At 65.9% G+C, this 17,949-nt stretch carries 17 protein-coding genes; 9 read left to right on the forward strand and 8 right to left on the reverse strand.

Features of this window, described 5'->3' with window-relative positions; all coding sequences use genetic code 11:
- The first annotated feature begins 5 nt into the window (after positions 1-5).
- Together AAFG50_RS12635 and ccoS are read left to right on the forward strand one after the other, a co-directional pair.
- Complete coding sequence (locus tag AAFG50_RS12635) at positions 6-2,198, forward strand: cation-translocating P-type ATPase (protein ID WP_028174764.1); 2,193 nt, start codon at positions 6-8, stop codon at positions 2,196-2,198.
- Positions 2,198-2,365 (forward strand): cbb3-type cytochrome oxidase assembly protein CcoS, encoded by a 168-nt coding sequence (gene ccoS / locus AAFG50_RS12640; RefSeq protein WP_008138466.1) that lies wholly within the window; start codon positions 2,198-2,200, stop codon positions 2,363-2,365. Before AAFG50_RS12635 ends, ccoS begins: the two co-directional genes overlap by 1 nt.
- Here ccoS and AAFG50_RS12645 read toward each other — a convergent pair.
- On the reverse strand, positions 2,362-3,564 hold the full coding sequence (locus AAFG50_RS12645; protein WP_028174765.1) for an MFS transporter: 1,203 nt from the start codon (positions 3,562-3,564) through the stop codon (positions 2,362-2,364). The genes ccoS and AAFG50_RS12645 overlap by 4 nt on opposite strands.
- A 165-nt stretch (positions 3,565-3,729) precedes the next feature.
- The gene (locus AAFG50_RS12650; protein ID WP_028174766.1) at positions 3,730-4,212 is read right to left on the reverse strand and encodes a cupin domain-containing protein; all 483 of its coding nucleotides are present in this window, start codon (positions 4,210-4,212) and stop codon (positions 3,730-3,732) included.
- A 237-nt stretch (positions 4,213-4,449) separates the two neighbouring features.
- On the opposite strand from AAFG50_RS12650, the gene AAFG50_RS12655 reads away from it, so the two are divergent.
- Complete coding sequence (locus AAFG50_RS12655) at positions 4,450-4,734, forward strand: hypothetical protein (protein WP_028174767.1); 285 nt, start codon at positions 4,450-4,452, stop codon at positions 4,732-4,734.
- 82 nt (positions 4,735-4,816) lie between these two features.
- Positions 4,817-5,533, forward strand: a complete 717-nt coding sequence (locus AAFG50_RS12660) for a peroxiredoxin-like family protein (RefSeq protein WP_011085558.1) — start codon at positions 4,817-4,819, stop codon at positions 5,531-5,533.
- 186 nt (positions 5,534-5,719) lie between these two features.
- On the opposite strand, the gene AAFG50_RS12665 is transcribed toward AAFG50_RS12660, so the two are convergent.
- Positions 5,720-6,607 carry a LysR family transcriptional regulator gene (locus AAFG50_RS12665; RefSeq protein ID WP_028174768.1) on the reverse strand — a complete coding sequence of 296 codons (888 nt, stop codon included), beginning with the start codon at positions 6,605-6,607 and terminating at the stop codon, positions 5,720-5,722.
- A 198-nt stretch (positions 6,608-6,805) separates the two neighbouring features.
- On the opposite strand from AAFG50_RS12665, the gene AAFG50_RS12670 reads away from it, so the two are divergent.
- Together AAFG50_RS12670 and AAFG50_RS12675 are read left to right on the forward strand one after the other, a co-directional pair.
- Complete coding sequence (locus tag AAFG50_RS12670; RefSeq protein ID WP_028174769.1) at positions 6,806-7,954, forward strand: patatin-like phospholipase family protein; 1,149 nt, start codon at positions 6,806-6,808, stop codon at positions 7,952-7,954.
- A 92-nt stretch (positions 7,955-8,046) separates the two neighbouring features.
- The gene (locus AAFG50_RS12675) at positions 8,047-8,997 is read left to right on the forward strand and encodes an oxygenase MpaB family protein (protein WP_028174770.1); all 951 of its coding nucleotides are present in this window, start codon (positions 8,047-8,049) and stop codon (positions 8,995-8,997) included.
- 224 nt (positions 8,998-9,221) lie between these two features.
- On the opposite strand, the gene glgA is transcribed toward AAFG50_RS12675, so the two are convergent.
- A complete protein-coding gene (glgA, locus tag AAFG50_RS12680) occupies positions 9,222-10,610 on the reverse strand; it encodes a glycogen synthase GlgA (RefSeq protein ID WP_028174771.1) in 1,389 nt (462 codons plus the stop codon).
- Positions 10,611-10,831: 221 nt separating this feature from the next.
- Between glgA and AAFG50_RS12685 the strand changes: the two genes are divergently transcribed.
- From AAFG50_RS12685 to AAFG50_RS12695, 3 genes are all read left to right on the forward strand, one after another.
- On the forward strand, positions 10,832-12,028 hold the full coding sequence (locus tag AAFG50_RS12685) for a CoA transferase (RefSeq protein ID WP_028174772.1): 1,197 nt from the start codon (positions 10,832-10,834) through the stop codon (positions 12,026-12,028).
- Between the two features lie 148 nt (positions 12,029-12,176).
- Entirely contained in the window at positions 12,177-13,244 is a 1,068-nt protein-coding gene (locus AAFG50_RS12690; RefSeq protein ID WP_011085564.1) for an alcohol dehydrogenase, read from the forward strand.
- A 113-nt stretch (positions 13,245-13,357) separates the two neighbouring features.
- Positions 13,358-14,437 carry an isocitrate/isopropylmalate dehydrogenase family protein gene (locus AAFG50_RS12695; RefSeq protein ID WP_028174773.1) on the forward strand — a complete coding sequence of 360 codons (1,080 nt, stop codon included), beginning with the start codon at positions 13,358-13,360 and terminating at the stop codon, positions 14,435-14,437.
- 41 nt (positions 14,438-14,478) lie between these two features.
- On the opposite strand, the gene AAFG50_RS12700 is transcribed toward AAFG50_RS12695, so the two are convergent.
- The 4 genes from AAFG50_RS12700 to AAFG50_RS12715 all read right to left on the reverse strand — a co-directional run bounded on the left by AAFG50_RS12700 (position 14,479) and on the right by AAFG50_RS12715 (position 17,942).
- Entirely contained in the window at positions 14,479-14,763 is a 285-nt protein-coding gene (locus tag AAFG50_RS12700; RefSeq protein ID WP_028174774.1) for a hypothetical protein, read from the reverse strand.
- Positions 14,764-14,868: 105 nt separating this feature from the next.
- A complete protein-coding gene (locus AAFG50_RS12705) occupies positions 14,869-15,684 on the reverse strand; it encodes an enoyl-CoA hydratase (RefSeq protein ID WP_028174775.1) in 816 nt (271 codons plus the stop codon).
- 127 nt (positions 15,685-15,811) lie between these two features.
- Entirely contained in the window at positions 15,812-17,161 is a 1,350-nt protein-coding gene (locus AAFG50_RS12710; RefSeq protein ID WP_028174776.1) for a L,D-transpeptidase family protein, read from the reverse strand.
- A 409-nt stretch (positions 17,162-17,570) separates the two neighbouring features.
- Positions 17,571-17,942 carry a helix-turn-helix transcriptional regulator gene (locus tag AAFG50_RS12715; RefSeq protein WP_014497036.1) on the reverse strand — a complete coding sequence of 124 codons (372 nt, stop codon included), beginning with the start codon at positions 17,940-17,942 and terminating at the stop codon, positions 17,571-17,573.
- Positions 17,943-17,949 lie beyond the last annotated feature (7 nt).

Below are 17,949 nucleotides of genomic sequence, written 5' to 3' on the forward strand. Positions count from 1 at the left end.
CCGTCATGCACGTCACGCGGGATTTCTCGCACTACGTCCGGACCGCGGGCGAGGGTATCAAGCACATCGATCTCGCGGTCGAGGGGGTTCACTGCGCCGGCTGCATGGCCAAGATCGAGCGCGGATTGTCCGCCATTCCCGACGTCACGCTGGCGCGCGTGAATCTCACCGACCGCCGCGTCGCGCTGGAATGGAAAGCGGGCACGCTCGACCCGGGCCGTTTCATCGACCGGCTCGAAGAGCTCGGCTACAAGGCCTATCCGTTCGAGACCGAGAGCGCGGAAGTGGCCGAGGTCGCCGAATCGCGCTTCCTGCTGCGCTGCCTCGGCGTTGCGGCGTTCGCCACCATGAACGTCATGATGCTGTCGATCCCGGTGTGGTCGGGCAACGTCTCGGACATGCTGCCCGAGCAGCGCGACTTCTTCCACTGGCTGTCGGCGCTGATCGCGCTGCCGGCGGCGGCCTATGCCGGCCAGCCGTTCTTCCGCTCCGCCTGGCGCGCGCTGTCGGCGAAGACGACCAACATGGACGTCCCGATCTCGATCGGCGTGATCCTCGCGCTCGGCATGTCCGTGGTCGAAACCATCCACCATGCCGAGCACGCCTATTTCGACGCGGCGATCATGCTGCTCACGTTCCTGCTGGTCGGCCGCTTCCTTGACCAGAACATGCGGCGGCGGACGCGCGCGGTCGCCGGCAATCTCGCCGCGCTGAAGGCGGAGACGGCGGCCAAGTTCGTCGGGCCCGACGAGATTTCACAGGTGCCCGTCGCTGCGATCAGTCCTGGCGACATCGTGCTGCTGCGGCCCGGCGAGCGCTGTGCGGTCGACGGCACGGTGATCGAGGGGCGTTCCGAGATCGACCAGAGCCTGATCACCGGCGAGACGCTCTATGTCACGGCCGAGCAGGGCACGCCGGTCTATGCCGGCTCCATGAACATCTCCGGCACGCTGCGGGTGCGCGTTTCGGCGGCCTCCGAAGCGACGCTGCTCGCCGAGATCACGCGGCTGCTCGACAACGCGCTCCAGGCACGCTCGCGCTACATGCGGCTCGCCGACCGCGCCTCGCGGCTCTACGCGCCGGTGGTGCATGCGACCGCGCTCATCACCATTTTGGGCTGGGTCATCGCGGGTGCGTCCTGGCATGATGCGATCGTGACCGGCGTTGCCGTGCTGATCATCACCTGTCCCTGTGCGCTTGGGCTCGCGATTCCGACGGTGCAGACGGTGGCCTCGGGCGCGATGTTCAAGTCCGGCGTGCTGCTCAACTCGGGCGATGCGATCGAGCGGCTGGCGGAAGCCGACCACGTCATCTTCGACAAGACCGGCACGCTGACGCTGCCCGACCTCGAAGTGATGAACGCGGCTGACATTCCCGCCGATATCTTCGAACTCGCCGGCCGCCTCGCGCTGTCGAGCCATCATCCGGTTGCCGCCGCGGTGGCGCAGGCCGCCGGCGCCAGGTCGCCGATCGTCGGCGCGGTCGAGGAGGCCGGGCAGGGCGTGCGCGCAGACGTCGACGGCGCCGAGATCCGCCTTGGCCGTCCGTCCTTCTGCGGCGCCGAGGCGCTGGTCGGCGACGGGACGAGGCTCGATCCCGAAGCCTCCATCGTGGCCTTCAGCAAGGGAGCCGAAAAATTCATCCTTTGGGTGCGTCAGGGCCTGCGTCCGGACGCTCAGGCCGTGATCGCGGCGCTGAAGGCGCGCAACATCGGCATCGAGATCCTCTCCGGCGACCGCGAGCCGGCGGTGAAGGCCGCGGCCCATGCGCTCGCCATTCCGGAATGGCGTGCCGGCGTCACGCCGGCCGACAAGATCGCGCGGATCGAGGAGTTGAAGCGGCGCGGTGCAAGAGTGCTGATGGTCGGCGACGGCATGAACGACGCGCCCTCGCTGGCGGCCGCCCACGTCTCGATGTCGCCGATCTCGGCGGCGCATCTCAGCCAGGCCACCGCCGATCTCGTCTTCCTCGGCCGGCCGCTGGCTCCTGTCGTCGCCGCGATCGATTCCGCGCGCAAGGCGCTGCACCTGATGCGGCAGAACCTCTGGCTTGCCATCGGCTATAACGTCCTCGCGGTGCCGGTTGCGATCAGCGGCGTCGTGACGCCCCTGATTGCCGCTGCCGCCATGAGCGGATCGTCGATCCTGGTCATGCTGAATTCGCTGCGCGCCCGCAGCGACTCGCGGGAGATCGTGTGATGGAAATCCTGGTCATCCTGGTTCCGCTGGCGTTGATGCTCGGAGGCGCCGGTCTTGTCGCGTTTCTTTGGTCGCTCAGGAGCGGCCAGTACGACGATCTCGACGGAGCGGCGTGGCGCGCGATCGCCGACGACGAGCCGCCGCAGGAAGCGCCGGTCAAGCGCTAGCGCTTCAGGGCGAATGTGAGCATGGCCGCGGCCGCGAGGGCCACGCCGACACCGGCGACGCAGGCGTGCCAGCCGAAACTGTCGAACAGTCGCCCGAGCACGGCCGTGCCGATCAGCCCGCCGCAGAAGTAGCAGGCAAGATAGGTTCCGCTGGCGACGCCGCGGTTGTCGGTGGCGGCCTGTCCGACGAAGCCGGTCGCGGCGGCCTGCGCGAAGAATGTTCCGACACCAACCAGAACCATGCCGATGAGCACTTCGCCCAGATGCGGCGCCAGCATCAGCGGCAGGCCCAGTCCGGCGACGGCGAGCGAGCCCCATATTGTCGGCCGCGTCCCGAGCCGCGAGGCCACCCTGCCGGCGAGCAACGTCGTGACGACCGATGGCAGGAAGACGAAATAGACGAGGCCCAGATCCATCATGCCGAGCGACAGCGGCGGCCGGACCAGCACGAAATTGACGAATGTGAAGGTGCCGATGAAGGCGAACAGGATGCAGAAGCCGATGCCGTAGGCGGCGCGCAGCCGCGGATTGCGCCAATGCGCGATCATGGCGACAAGCGGCGGGCCCGCCGGCGTCATGGCATGCATCGGCTGCACGCGCCTGATGGTGAAATAGACCAGCGCCGCGCCGGCGAGGTTGAGCGCCGCGAAGAAATAGAAATTCCAGGCGAGACCGAGGCCGTCGGCGACCGCCGCCGAGATCAGCCGGCCGACGAGGTTGCTGGCGACATTGCCGGTGATGTAGGCGGCAAACGCGCCGCCGGCGTCCATCGCGCTGCATTGCTCGCCGAGATAGGCGAGGGTGAGCGCGAAGGCAGATGCCATGCACAGGCCCTGCGCGATCCGCAAGGCGGTGAAGACGCCAAGATTTGGCGCGATCGCCAGCAGGCTCGTAGGCACCGCCAGCAGCGTGAGGCTGAGCAGGATGCCGGTCCGCCGGTTGATATGCGGGCTGAAGAAGCCGACGACGAGGCTAGCAATCGCCATGCCGAAGGTGCTGGCGTTGACGGCAAAGCCCATCGCCGCCGGCGTGACGCCGTAATGGCGCGCCAGCGAGGGCAGGATCGCCTGCGTCGCGAAGAGATCGACGACGGTCAGGAAGGCGGTGAGGCCGATGACGAGCGAACGAAGCGCAAGGCCCGGGGAATGCGCGTTCATCGTCATCGCGGCCGGTTTGATCGACGCGGAAAGATCGGTCATGGCACGGCTCTCCGTTGATCTGTCATTCCGGGCTGGTGCGGACGGGACCGCAAAGTGCGGCTCGTTGCACCAGACTCGGAATCTCGAGGTTCCCAGGTGCGCAAATTGCGCACCGTAGTTTGATGCTACGCATCGCCCCGGAACGGCGGCCTGTTCAAGCGCGCGTCACATGTGGTGGTCATTAGGGTCCCTGCGGACGTCGCCGACATAGAGAATGACGGTTTCCTTGCCGAGGTTCTTCCACCAGTGCGAGGTGCCTGATACCTCGGGGCGGATGTCGCCGGCCTTGTGCACGATCGGATCGACGCAGTTGGACGCGTACTCGACGATCTCGCCCTGCTGCACGAAGATCAGGGCAGGACGGTCGTCGTGGCTGTGCCAGGGCACGATGCCGCCGGGCTCGATGGTGAGCTTGCGGAAGCGCAGCTCGCGGCCCTCGATATGCGCCGGCTGCTTGCCGAGGTCGATGGCGCCGAGCGTGACGTCGGTGACGCCGACCGGCTTATAGTCGACCATCTGGTGCGCGTTCGGCTTGATCTTGTCGACAGGACATTCGCCCGCGAGCGCCGGCTGCGCCGCAAATGTCAGTGCACCGAGAACGGCTGCGCCCGACCAGACCAGGCGCGACAACATGTGCTGCTTGAACATGGGAACTCTCCTCTGTTGGCCGCAACCTCGCTGGTCGCCGGCTATGGCAGGAGCTTCGTCGAGATCGCGTCGATGTTGAAATACCGACTTGCTTTCGATGTGATAGCCCTGCGCTATGTTGATGCGCGGCGGCTATCGAACCGATTGGGCATCGGCATTTCCGCTTCCGGAGTATCCGGCGTCCGATGGCGGGGCGCCCGATTGGCGGGCGTTCACGTCAATCCGGAGGAGCATCTCATGACGAAAGTGTCCAAGACTCTGATTTTTACCGCCGCCTTCGCGGTGATCGCCACCTCGGCCTTCTCGGAAGCCGCCTGGGATTTGAAGGCGGGCATGGCCTATGTCTATGGCGGGCCCGGCAAGATGTCGGCGATGGCCATGGCCCCGGCCGAGAAGAACCACGACGTGATGATGAAGCACGCCAAGAAGGTGCCCGACAACACCGTCTTCTTCATGGACAACGGCACGCTGTACTCCGCGTCCGGCCGGCTCGACCCCACCGGCAATTTCTACGTGAACTGAACCGGCCCTCGCGTAACGGCCGCCCCTTGCGGGCGGCCGAACCAGGAACCTAATATTCGCCCTTCGAACGCCGGAGCGGAAGATGACCTCTCTCTCACCAGCTGACGCCGAGCAGCTCAAGCTTGCCTTCCAGCGCTGCCGCGAGATGGAGGGAACCCTGAACGAGCAGCTCCTCGCGTATGCCGACGCAAGCCGCCAGGTGTTTCCGGCCTATGGCGAGGCGGTCGATCGCCTGGTGGCGCGATTGAACGGGAACGGCGGCGGGGAGAACGCGCCGCGTCCGGGCGATCCGATGCCGCTATTCATGCTGCCGGACGAGACGGGGCGTCTCGTGACGTTGCCCGCGCTGCTGGCGCAAGGCCCCGTCGCGGTGATGTTCTTCCGCGGCCACTGGTGCCCCTATTGCCGGCTCAATGTGCGCGCCGTGGTGCAGGCGCAGGACCGCATCAAGGCAATGGGCGCGCAGATCGTTGCGATCATGCCGGAGACGCAGGAATACACGCGGCAGATCAAGGCCGATTCCAGTGCGCCATTTCCGATCCTGACCGATCTCGACAACGGTTACGCGCTGTCGCTCAATCTCGCGATCTGGCTCGGCGTCGAGATCCAGCGCCTGTTGTCCTATCAGGATATGGCGAAATTCCACGGCAATGACGGCTGGATGCTGCCGATCCCGGCGGTGTTCGTGGTCGGCCGCGACGGTATCGTCAAAGCGCGCTTCGTCGATCCGGATTTCCGCAAGCGCATGGAGATCGACGATCTGATCGAGGCGTTGGAGAGCGCGAGCCGGGAGAACTGAGGCTCGCGTTTTCTTCCCCGCTCCCCTTGTGGGAGAGGGTGGCTCGCCGCATAGCGGCGAGACGGGCGAGGGGTCTCTCTCCTCCAACGCTGAGCTGAGTTTAAGGAGACATACCCCTCATGCGGCGCTTCGCGCCACCTTCTCCCACAAGGGGAGAAGGAAGAAGAGCAGCGATCGTTCTCGCGGCTACCCCGCAATCGCCCGCCAGTCCGCACCGCGCAGCATGCGCATCACGGCGTTGGCCACCGCCGTGCGCTGGCGGCCGGCGACGCCATAGAGGCTGACGGTGCGGCGGGCATCGAGGCCGGCAACCGCAGCGCGTTTCAGGCTCTCCGGCACGGGCGAGGTGTGGGGCATCATGGCGACGCCGATATCGGCCTCCACCAGCTCGATCAGGTCGCGTTCGCTCGAAATCTCGTGGCCGTGATCGACATCGATGCCGTGCTCGCGCAGGCTCGCTGCGATGCGCTTGGAATGCTCGCAATAGCTGCGGCCGAGTAATTGTTCCGCGCGCAGGTCGTCCGGCTCGATCGTGTCGTGCTCGGCAAGCCGGTGCTCCCTGCTGACGATGAGATCGAACGCCTCGGTGAACAGCGGCCAGACGTCGAGCCGTTCCCAGGCCTCGTCGATCTCGGCGGCGATGCCGAGCTCGGCCTCGCCCTTCTTCAGGAATTCTGCGACCTCGCGGCTCGTCCCGCGCAGGAAGCGGAATTCGAGCCGGTTGAACTGCCGCCTGATCTCGTTGAGGTGCGGGATGAGCAGCGCCAGGTCGACCGAATGCGTCAGCGCAACGCGGAGCGCGCCGACCTCACCACTTTTGAACGAGGAGGCGAGCGAGCGCGCACCGGCGGCGGCGTCATAGCACTGCTTCAGCAGCGGATGCATGCGCTGGCCGAGCTCGGTCAGTTGCGCCGCCGGCCGTTCGCGGCGAAACAGGTCGCCGCCCAGCTCGGCCTCGAGCTGCTTGATCGCGCGCGTCAGCGAGGGCTGCGTGACGTTGCACTCCTCGGCGGCGCGCGTGAAATTCAAAAGCTGCGCCACCGCGAGGAAATAGCGGACCTGGTGCATTTCCATGGATCGGCTCCCGGCAGGATCGGCCGGAAATCTAACCGATCGGGACAGGGAATGATATCCTGGCCGCCATAGCGCGTGCGTATGGTTTCGGAAGCCAAGCGGCATTTCCAAAAGACCCGGCAATCGCGAAAAATGGCAAGACGTAACAATAGCCTTACGCCTGACGAATGATAACCATAGGCCCGACAGGAGCGAGACATGAACGGCATGCGGGACAACGGGCAACGAAAGAGCATGGACCTGCCGGGTCAGGTCGTCCTCGTGCTGCAGGGCGGCGGCGCGCTGGGCTCCTACCAGGCCGGCGTCTACCAGGCGCTGCACGAGGCCGGCATCGAGCCGGACTGGATCATCGGCACCTCGATCGGCGCCATCAATGCGAGCCTCATCGCGGGCAATGCGCCGGAGCATCGGCTGGCGCGCCTGAAGGAATTCTGGAAGCGGATGGAGCAGAACCCGGTCTGGAACTGGCGCACCGCGTTTCCCGACTTCAACGAGAAGCTCGCCTATTGGTCGACCGTGACCCAGGGCATTCCCGGGTTTTTCCAGCCCAACCCGCTGGCGCATGCCGGGGAGTCCTATCCGCTCGGTGCCGATCACGCCGGTTTCTATTCGACCGCGCCGCTGGAGAAGACGCTGAGCGAGCTGGTCGATTTCGACCTCGCCAATCGCTGCGCGCCGCGCCTGACGGTCGGTGCGGCCCATGTCGGCACCAGCGAAATGCGCTATTTCGACAGCCGCGACGGCGAGCTGACGGTGAAGCATGTCATGGCCTCGGGCGCATTGCCGCCGGCCTTCCCGGCGGTGCGCATCGACGGCGAACTCTATTGGGACGGGGGCATCCTCTCGAACACGCCGACGGAAGCGGTGTTCGACGACAATCCGCGCAGGGATTCGCTGATCTTCTCCGTGCATCTGTGGAATCCGGTCGGCGCCGAGCCAACCACGATGGCGGAGGTGCTGAACCGGCACAAGGATGTGATGTATTCCAGCCGGATCGCGAGCCAGATCGCCCGCCAGCAGCAGGCCCATCGCCTGCGGCACGTCATCAACCAGCTCGCCGCGCGTCTGCCCGAGAACGAGCGCAGCGATCCCGCGGTGAGGGAGCTGATGAGCTACGGCTGTTCGACCCGCATGCACGTCGTGCGGCTGCTGGCGCCGCAGCTCGACCGCGAGACCCACACCAAGGACATCGACTTCAGCCCGTCGGGCATTACGCGGCGCTGGCATGCGGGCTACGCCCACACGAGGTCCGTGCTCGCACGAAAGCCGTGGATCGGCGAATTCGACCCGCTCGCCGGCGTGGTGCTGCACGAGCATATGGACGAGATGCCGATTGCGGCGGAGTAGGGGCCTTGTCCGTGATCTGTTTTGGGCCGTGACGATATCACGAGGGCGCTGTCTGGGCTATTATCGCGGCGTCTTCGTCGCGAGGCTCGCAATTGGTCGTTGAGAAAGATCTGGAGGCGGCGCTCGATCAGGTCCGCGTCGATGCGGCGGGACCCGTTGCTGGCGTGTTCGGCCCGTCCTCGGTCACCTGGCGGATCGACCGGGAGGCCGTCATCTTTCTCGGCGCCGGCCGCGCGCTGCTGCTGCAACTGGCTCACCCCTGGGTCGCCGCCGCCATCGCCGAACATTCCCGGACGTTGACCGATCCGATCGGCCGCTTTCACCGCACCTTCGACATCGTCTTCGCCATGGTGTTCGGCTCGCTCGATCGTGCCTTGCTGTCGTCGCGGCAACTGTACCGGCGTCACAGCATGATCGTCGGAGAGATGCCCGAGACGGTCGGCCCCTTCGCTGCCGGCTCGCGCTACTGCGCCAACGACATCCCGTCATTGCGCTGGGTTCATGCGACGCTGGTCGAGACGGGGCTGATGGCGCATGATCTGGTTCTGCCGCAGCTCTCCGTGGAGGAGCGCGAGCGCTACTGGACCGAGGGCCGGCTGTTCGGCGCCTTGTTCGGATTGACCGGGGATGATTTGCCGGCGGACTGGTCCGGCTTTGCCGCCTACACCGCGGCGATGGTGCAGTCGGAGACATTGACCGTCAGCCCGGCCGCGCGCGAGATCGCGACACAAATCTTCACCGGCGCCCGTCCTTGGTTGCGGCCACCGCGCTGGTATCGCGCGCTGACGGCAAGCCTGCTGCCGGAGCGATTGCGTGCAGGCTTCGGGTTCGAACTGGACGAGCGCGATATCAGATCCGCCGACAATGCGGTGAAATGGATCAGGCGCGCCTATCCGAAATTGCCGGACAGGCTGCGCTATGTCGGTCCCTACCAGGAAGCGCAGGCGAGGCTGCGAGGAGAGTTGCAGCCGGACTGGATAACCCGTTGCCTCAACCGCGCCTGGATCGGACGGCCGCAGATGGACGTGCGCGGCAAGGGGTGAAGGCCTCGGTCCTCACCCTGTCATCCTGAGGTGCTCCCGGCGCGATGCAAGAGCATCGCACCGAGCCTCGAAGGATGCACGGCCCCGCTGCTGTAGCCGGGCCGTCGCCCTTCGAGGCGCCGAAGAGGCGAGGACCTCCAGCGACAACGGCTCCGCCGTTGCGCGGGGGGACGGGGGGAGATAAGCGCTCGCAATGACGGAGTATGTGGAAGCGCCGTCGCGCCTCACACCGCTGCCAGCTTCCGGTACAGCGCGCTGTAGCTGCCGGCCGAGATGCTCCAGGAGAACGACCGTCCCATGGCGCTGCGGCGCATGGAGTCGAGCTGGTCCTGCGCCATGAAGGCTTCGAAGGCCCGGCGGACGCCGCCGAGGAAGGATTCGTGCGAGGGTCTCGAGAACAGGAAGCCGGTCTCGCCGTCGGTGATGGTCTCGGCCAAGCCGCCGGTCTGGTGCCCGATCGGCAGCGAGCCGAAGCGCTGGGCGTACATCTGGCTGAGGCCGCACGGCTCGAAGCGCGACGGCATCAGGGTGAAGTCGCTGCCGGCGAAGATGCGCCGCGCCTGGGCGTCGTTGAAGCCGATCGCAACGCCGATCGCATCGGGGCGGCGGCGATGCGCGTCGATCAGCGCCTGCTCGAGCGCCGGCTCGCCGGAGCCGGTGACCACGATCTGGCCGCCGGCATCGATGATCTCGTCGGCCGCGGACAGCACGAGGTCGATGCCCTTCTGGTGCACGAGCCGCGCGACGATGCCGAACATCGGGCCGCGCGACACCGCCAGCCCGAACTGCTTGCGCACGTAGTCCGCATTGGCCTTCTTGCCGACCCAGTCGCCGGCGCCGAATTGCTGGGCGAGCTGGGCGCAGGAGCGCGGGTCCCAGCTCTCGTCGATGCCGTTGAGGATGCCGGTGAGCTCGGCGGCGTCCGAGCGCAGCCGGAGCAGACCCTCCAGGCCGCAGCCGAACTCGGCCGTGGTGATCTCGCGCGCATAGGTGCCGCTGACGGTGGTGAGATGCGAGGCGTAGACGAGGCCAGCCTTGAGGAAGGAGACCTGGTCGTAGAATTCGAGGCCGTCGATGTGGAAGGCGCTTTCCGGTGCGCCGATCCGCCGCAGCGAGTCCTTCGGGAAGAGGCCCTGATAGGCGAGGTTGTGAATGGTCAGGATTGACGGCAGCTTGGCGCCGCGCCAGGCGAGATAGGCGGGCACGAGCGAGGCCTGCCAGTCGTTGGCATGGATCAGGTCTGCTGCCCAATTCTTGTCCAGCTTGCCCATGGCCAGCTCAGCGGCTGCCGAGGCAAAGCGTGCGAAGCGGATGTCGTTGTCCGGCCAGTCGCGTCCAGACTCGTCGCCATAGGGATTGCCGGGCCGGTCGTAGAGTTGCGAGCATAACAGCACATAGACCGGCAGGCCGTCCTTGGTCGCGGCCCGGCCGAGCGAGCAGGCCGGCAGATCCGCAAACGACGGGCAGCGGCCAACGATCTGAATATGCGTGAGTTGCTCGATGATGTCGCGATAGCCGGGCAACATGATCCGGATATCGGCGAAGGGGCGAAGGGCTCTGGGCAGGGCAGCGGAAACGGCTCCAAGTCCGCCGACGCGGACGAAGTCGTCCATTTCTGTCGTAACGAACAAGACCCTCAAGAACAGTTGCCCCTTGCCGATCCGGTTTGCTGCTATGCAAGAACGGGTCCAGTTGCCCCGCAATTCCCAAGCACGCCTGCGAAACGCCTCCGCTCGGTAAAGACTTTCCTACTCAGCCGCCGCCCTCTAGGGTCGGCGCACCAACAACAGAGAACATTCATTGTTCCTAGGATACGCCAGGAGACGCGGCACGCATGCAGCTAGCAGATAAGCATGAGAGCACGACGACAAAGGCCTTCGCCGGACTCAGGGTGCTGGATTTTTCGACCACCATCGCCGGTCCCCATTGCACGCGGATGCTCGCCGATATGGGCGCCGAGGTCATCAAGATCGAGACCGACGGCGGCGAGACAATGCGGACCCGGCCGCCGCTGCGCAAGGGGTGCAGCACCGTATTCGGCCAGCTCAATGTCGGCAAGAAGAGCGTAGTGCTCGACCTCAAGTCCGAGGACGGCAGGGAGGCGATCCTCCGGCTGGCCGCGACCGCCGACATCCTGGTCGAGAACTTCCGGCCCGGCGTGATGCACCGGCTGCGGCTCGACTACGACAGAATGCGCCCGGTCAATCCCAGGCTGATTTATTGCTCGATCTCGGGCTACGGCCAGAGCGGCCCCTCGGCCGAGCTGCCGGCCTATGCGCCGGTGATCCACGCGGCCTCCGGCTATGACATGGCGCATCTCGCCTACCAGCCCGGCCGTAACCGCCCCGACTATTGCGGCATCTACCATGCCGACGTCGTCACCGGCACCTACGGTTTTGGGGCGATTGCGTCGGCGCTCTATCAGCGCACGGTGACCGGGCTTGGCCAGCACATCGACGTCTCCATGCTGGAGTCGATGCTGACGCTGACTCTGATCGAGTTGCAGAGCTCGCAGTTCGCGGTGAAGCCGCCACCGCGCCCGATGTTCGGGCCGACCGAGACGGCCAATGGCTACGTCATGATCACGGTCGCGAGCGAAAAGACGTTTCAGTGCTTGATGGGCGTGATCGGCCGCCCCGACTGGATCTCCGATCCGCGCTTCTCTGCCTACGCTGCGCGCCGCGAGAACTGGGCCGAGTTGATGGATGGCGTCGAGGCCTGGTCGCGGCAGCTCTCGACCGAGGCATGCCTCGTCGCACTTGGCGCGGCCGGCGTGCCGGCCTCGGCCTATCGCACCGTCTCCGAGGCGCTGGCCGATCCGCAGCTCGCGCACCGGCAGGCGCTCTCGTCAGTGGAGGATGGCGGCGGATCGTTCCAGGTTCTCAATCTGCCGTTCCGGATGTCCGGCGCCGACACGACGCCGGCCAGGGTGATGGCCGCGCTCGGCGAGCACACGGATGCGTTGCGCGACGAGATTGGCCTCGCCGATGACGCGTCAATTCCGTCAGGCAAAACGGCCGCGCAAGGGTGACGGAAGGCTCGGTGCGGCGAGCAATGCGGCCTTGCGCGCGGCCGGCTTGCCACCGTCGGCCGGCGTAAACTAGACAGGTGCGCGTTTGTCTCGCCTCGCCGGCCGTGGCATGGTGGCGCGACAACAAGAAGCATGCGGGAGGACGCCTATGAAGAGTTTCAAGGTCGCCGATTTCAAGGCGCCGCTGCAGGAGTTCGACGAGCCCACGCCGCAGCCGTCGGGCACGCAGGTGCTGATCAAGGTGAAGGCCGCCGGCGTCTGCCACAGCGACCTCCATATCTGGGAAGGCGGTTACGATCTCGGCCATGGCCGCAAGCCGCTGTCGCTGAAGGACCGCGGCATCAATCTGCCGCTGACCATGGGCCACGAGACGGTCGGTGAAATCGTGGCTTTCGGTCCTGACGTGAAGCCGACCGACCAGGGTGATCTCAGGCTCGGCGATGTCGGCCTGGTCTATCCCTGGATCGGCTGCGGCAAGTGCGCGACCTGCCTTGGCGGCGACGAGAACATGTGCCTGACGCCGCGCTCGCTCGGCGTCTATTGCGACGGCGGCTATTCCGATCACATGCTGGTGCCGCATCCGCGCTATCTGCTGAACCTCAAAGGGCTCGATCCCGCGACCACCGCGCCCTATGCCTGCTCGGGCGTCACCACCTACAGTGCGCTGAAGAAGGTCGAGCAGCATTTCGACACGCCGATCGTGATGTTCGGCGCCGGCGGCCTCGGCCTGATGGCGCTGTCGCTGTTGAAAGCGATGGGCGGCAAGGGCGCGATCATGGTCGACATCGACGCCAGGAAGCGCGAGGCGGCGGAGAAGGCCGGCGCGCTTGCGACCGTCGATCCCAAGGCGCCGGACGCGCTGGAGCAGCTTGCCAAGAAAGCGGGCGGGCCGATCCGCGCCGTCATCGACCTCGTCGGCAATGCCGCGACGACACAGCTCGGCTTCGACTGCCTGACCAAGGGCGGCAAGCTCGTCATCGTCGGCCTGTTCGGCGGCGGTGCGACCTGGGCGCTGCCGCTGATTCCGATCAAGGCGGTGACCATCCAGGGCAGCTATGTCGGCAATCTGCGCGAGACGCAGGAACTGCTCGACCTCGTGCGAACGAAGAACGTGCCGCCGATCCCGGTGACGCGTCAGCCGCTCGCCAAGGCCAACGACGCGCTGGTGCAATTGCAGCAGGGCGCCGTGGTCGGGCGCACGGTGCTGACGCCGTAGTTTCTCTTTACGTCATTCCGGGGCGATGCAAAGCATCGAACCCGGAATCTCGAGATTCCGGGTTCGGTCCTGCGGACCGCCCCGGAATGACGCCCGAAAATGCAGGAACCCCCATGTCCGCAAACAACGCCTTCCACATTGCCGTGCTCGCCGGTGACGGCATCGGCCCTGAAGTCATGGCTCCGGCGATCGAGGTGCTGCGCAAGATCGAACAGAAATCGGATTTGCGCTTCCGCTTCACCGAGGCGCCGGCCGGTGCCAACAATTATCTCGCCACCGGCAAGTCGATGCCCGAGAGCACGATCAAGCTGTGCGAGGAGGCGGATGCGATCCTGCTCGGGGCCTGCGGCCTGCCGTCGGTGCGCTACCCCGACAACACCGAGATCGCGCCGCAGATCGAGCTGCGCTTCATCTTCGATCTCTATGCCGGCGTGCGGCCGGCGCGGCTCATTCCGGGCGTGCCGAGCCCGATCGTCGGCGCCGACACGCGCGGCATCGACCTCGTCGTGATCCGCGAATCCACCGAGGGCCTGTTCGCCTCGATGGGCAAGGGCGTCGTCACCCATGAGGATGCGCGCGAGACCATGGTGATCACGCGCCGGACCTCCGAGCGCCTGTTCGAGTTCTCGTTTCGCCTCGCCGCACGCCGCAAGGCGCGCGGCAAGCCGGGGATGCTGACCTGCGTCGACAAGGCGAACGTGTTCAAGGCCTTTGCCTTCTTCCGCGGCATCTTCGACGAGATTGCCAAGAAGCATCCGGAGGTGAGGACCGACCGGCTCTATGTCGATGCCTGCTCGGCGATGCTGGTGAAGCGTCCCTGGGATTTCGACGTGATGGTGATGGAGAACATGTTCGGCGACATCGTCTCCGACATCACCGCGAGCCTGATCGGCGGTCTCGGCATGGCGCCGTCGGCCGACATCGGCGACAAATACGCCGTGTTCCAGCCTTGCCACGGCACCGCGCCCGATATCATGGGGCAGGGCAAGGCCAATCCGACCGGCATGATCCTGTCGGCCGCGATGATGCTGGACTGGATCGCGGACAAGCACGGCGTCGAGAGCGCGGCAGAAGCCGGCGAGACGATCGAACGTGCGGTGGACCAGGTCTATGCCGGCGGCATCAAGCCGATGGAGTTCGGCGGCAGCAACGGCACGGCCGACATCACGAAGGCGGTGCTGGGGGCGCTGTAGTCAGATGCCAAGAGAAAGGGGCCTCGCGGCCCCTTCGTCGTTCACCAGCGGTGCCAGTGGCGGTGACCCCAGCCCCATGGGCGCGGGCCGCCATAGTGCCTGCGCGGGCCACCGTAATAGCCATAGGCGCCGTAATAGTTCGGACGCCACCAGCAGCGGCCCCACTGATTACAGACCATTCGGACCTGATCGACGTCAGCGGCCGGACCGCTTGCGACGCGATCGGCTTGGGGAATGCCGTTCGGCATCGCCGCGAGCGCTTGCCCTGACGCCAGTGCAGCGCTGCCGAGCGCGGCCAGACCAAGCACAGCAAACTTGAGTTTCATCGCAATCTCCCTCGTTGGTGGCGGAAGAACTTGCGACGGATCAGTTGGTTGCTATCGCGGTGCAGGAGGCAGAGGAATTTAATCTTCCTGAATGCCGGTTCAGCTTCACCGCCCCGAAAATTGCGGCTTGCGCTTCTCCATGAAGGCCTGCCGGCCCTCGCGAAAATCGGCGGAGTCCATGCAGGCATGGCCGATCGCCTTGATCGCCTCCATGTCGCGACCGCTTTCGTCCTTCAGCACCTGTGCGATGGTGATCTTGGCGGCCTTGATCGCGAGCGGGGCGTTCTGCGAGATCGTCGCGGCGATCGCCATGGTCTCGCCCCAGAGCTGATCGTCCGGGACCACGCGCTCGACGAGGCCAATGCGCAGCGCTTCCGCGGAATCGATCCGCATGCCCGTGTACATCAGCAGCCGCGCCCAGGACGGGCCGACCAGCGACACCAGGTGCCGCAATCCGTCGTAGCCATAGGCGATGCCGAGCCTTGCCGCGGGAATGCCGAACTGGCTGCCATGCGCAGCGATGCGGATGTCGACGAGCATCGCGACCTGCATGCCGCCGCCGAGACAAAAGCCCTGGATGCAGGCGATCGTCGGCTTGGGATAGTCGGCGAGCAGCGCGCGCTGGGCGGCGCTGCGCCTGGCGTATTCCTCGGACGCCGCCGCGTTGTGGCGCGTCTTCTCGAACTGGCTGATGTCGGCGCCGGATACGAACGCCTTGCCGCCGGCGCCGCGCAGGATCACGACGCGCACCGCGTCGTCGTCGCGCAAGGCCGTCAGTGCCTCGCCAAATCCCTCCCACATCTCCAGCGACATCGCATTGCGCTTGTCGGGATTGTTGAAGGTGATCACGCCGACGCCATCAGTGGCGTGCTTGAGGATCTTGCCGTCGGCGTAGGAAGTTTCATTGGAAATGTCGGGCATCGCGCGCTCGCTTGTCGTAGGCCGGGCGCAATGTGCTGCCGGGCCGAGGTCCGGGTCAACCGCGGCGAGGCGAGGGGCTCTGCATCCGCCTGTGCCGCGATTGCATGGCGCGGCTACCGCGCCGATCCTAGCGCGTCATGTGCGCGGTCAGCGGATGGCTGCCGGCATTGCTGAAGAAGGCCGCCTCTTCCGCGGTCGCCTCCAGCAACTGCTCGTCCTGGTTATAGACGTCGTTGCGGAACTGGACGGTCTGGTCCTTGGTCATCCACGCCGTGAGATAGATCCAGGCCACCGGGACCTTCTTCGCCATGGCGACGTCGAGGTGCTGGCCGGTCGCGATTTCAGCGTCGATCGCGGCGCGGCTCCACTTCGGCTGGTCCTTGAGCAGCCAGGCGGCGAGATCGCGCACGTTGTCGACGCGCGAGCAGCCGTGGGAATCGAAACGGTAGTCGTCGCTGAACAGATTGCGCTGGTTGGTGTCGTGCATGTAAACCGAGTAGGCGTTCGGCATGTCGATCTTCACCGCGCCGAGCGCGTTGAAGGTGCCGTTCTGCTGGCGCACGGTGAAGTTCGGCGTATGCGTGCCGGACCAGTCGACCGAATGCGGATCGATCGGATTGTCGTGGGCGTCGAGCACCTCCATGTGCATACGCGACAGGTAGGTCGGGTCCTTGCGCATATGCGCGGAGATTTCGGTCTTGGCGATCGATGACGGCACCGTCCAGGTCGGATTGAGAACGACGCTGGTGATCTGGGCCGTCAGTGTCGGCGAGGGCTTTTCGGTCTTGCCGACGATGACGCGATAGCGCCGCACCACGACGTCGTTCTCGACCGCTTCGGCAAAGGCCGCGGGGATGTTGACCACGACAGAGCGCTGGCCGAAGTCGAAATTCATGTTCTCGAGCCGCTGGAGCGAAGCCTCCAGCTGCCGGATGCGCTTCTGCACGGAAACGTTCATCGCCGCGAGCGTGCGCGGCGTCACCATGCCGGTCGGCGCCAGCCCGTGGCGGGCCTGGAAACGCTTCACCGCGTCCGCGAGATCCTGGTCGAAGGCGCCGCTTGCCTTGTCGGCGGAAAGGTCGCCGGAGACGATCAGCCGCTTGCGCAGCAGGTCGTCATTGGCGCCCTGGACGCCGAGTGCGAATTTGGCGTCTGCCGGGATCGTCGGCCAGCCGCCGCGCACCGCGAGATCGGAATAGCTGAGCGCCGCGTCCTTGATGCGCTGGGCTGAGCCCTCGTCATAGGTCGGCTCGTGCGTCATCGCGAGCGCCGCGGCCGAGCGGCTTTCCGGCGTCGAGGCCGAGGTCGACGCGGCGGTTTTCGGCGCGGCCGCGTGGGCCGGATTGGCGGCGGCCGGCACGGTGCCGCCCGACGCCGCCGGGCTGGAGCCGGCCTGGCCCGTGGTCTCGGTCTGCGCGAGCGCGGAAGCGCTGGCGAAGAGGCCCATGGCAATCATCACGGCATGGCGCTTCGACATCTGTCTTGTTCTTCCCCTGAGGACGAGGCCCGGACGAGCGCTCGCATTGGCAATTTCCCGGTCGCCGCGCCGCGGGCGCCGATTGGTAAGATCGGCGGGAAGCTAGGGCATCAATATTGAGGTCCCATTAAGCACGGCAGTCGAAAACTCCGCGCGTCCAGTACGGAGTCTCTCGATTGGGTCGCGGCAGGGTGGAGATGGGTTCGCGAAAACCGCGGGCGGGGGCAGGGAAAAGATGAAGAAAAAGATCAAGAAAAAGTCCAAAAAAAAGGGCGGTCAGGCCGCCCCGAATGCCGCGCGCGGACGGCGCGCACGCCAAATCTGATCCAGCGGGTCTCGTTCAATCCGGCCGCGCCCCGCGACGCGGTGGATTGAACGTCGGCCTTGAAGGCCAGACCGCCGAGATGGATCAGGCTTCGTTCGCCGCGATCGATTCCATCAGCGAGACGAGCTGACGCTGCACCGTCTGGTCCTTGATCTTGCTGTAGGCGCGCAGCAGGCGGAGGCTGAAGGCCGAATCGAGGAACAGCAGGCTCTCGACTTCGCGCGCCTTGTTGTCGCCGTCGTAGAAGAAGGTCACGGGTACGTCGAGGGCGGTGGCGATCTGCTGAAGCCGAGCCGCGCCGACGCGATTGACGCCCTTCTCGTATTTCTGAACCTGCTGGAAGCTGACGCCGAGCTTCTCGCCGAGCTCGGCCTGCGAGATCTTCATCTCGACGCGCCGCAGACGGATCCGTTTGCCAAGCTCGATGTCGGGCTTGCCGGCACTGCGTTGCTTCATTCTCTTC

Source organism: Bradyrhizobium sp. B039 (assembly GCF_038965675.1).
GTDB lineage: Bacteria > Pseudomonadota > Alphaproteobacteria > Rhizobiales > Xanthobacteraceae > Bradyrhizobium > Bradyrhizobium diazoefficiens.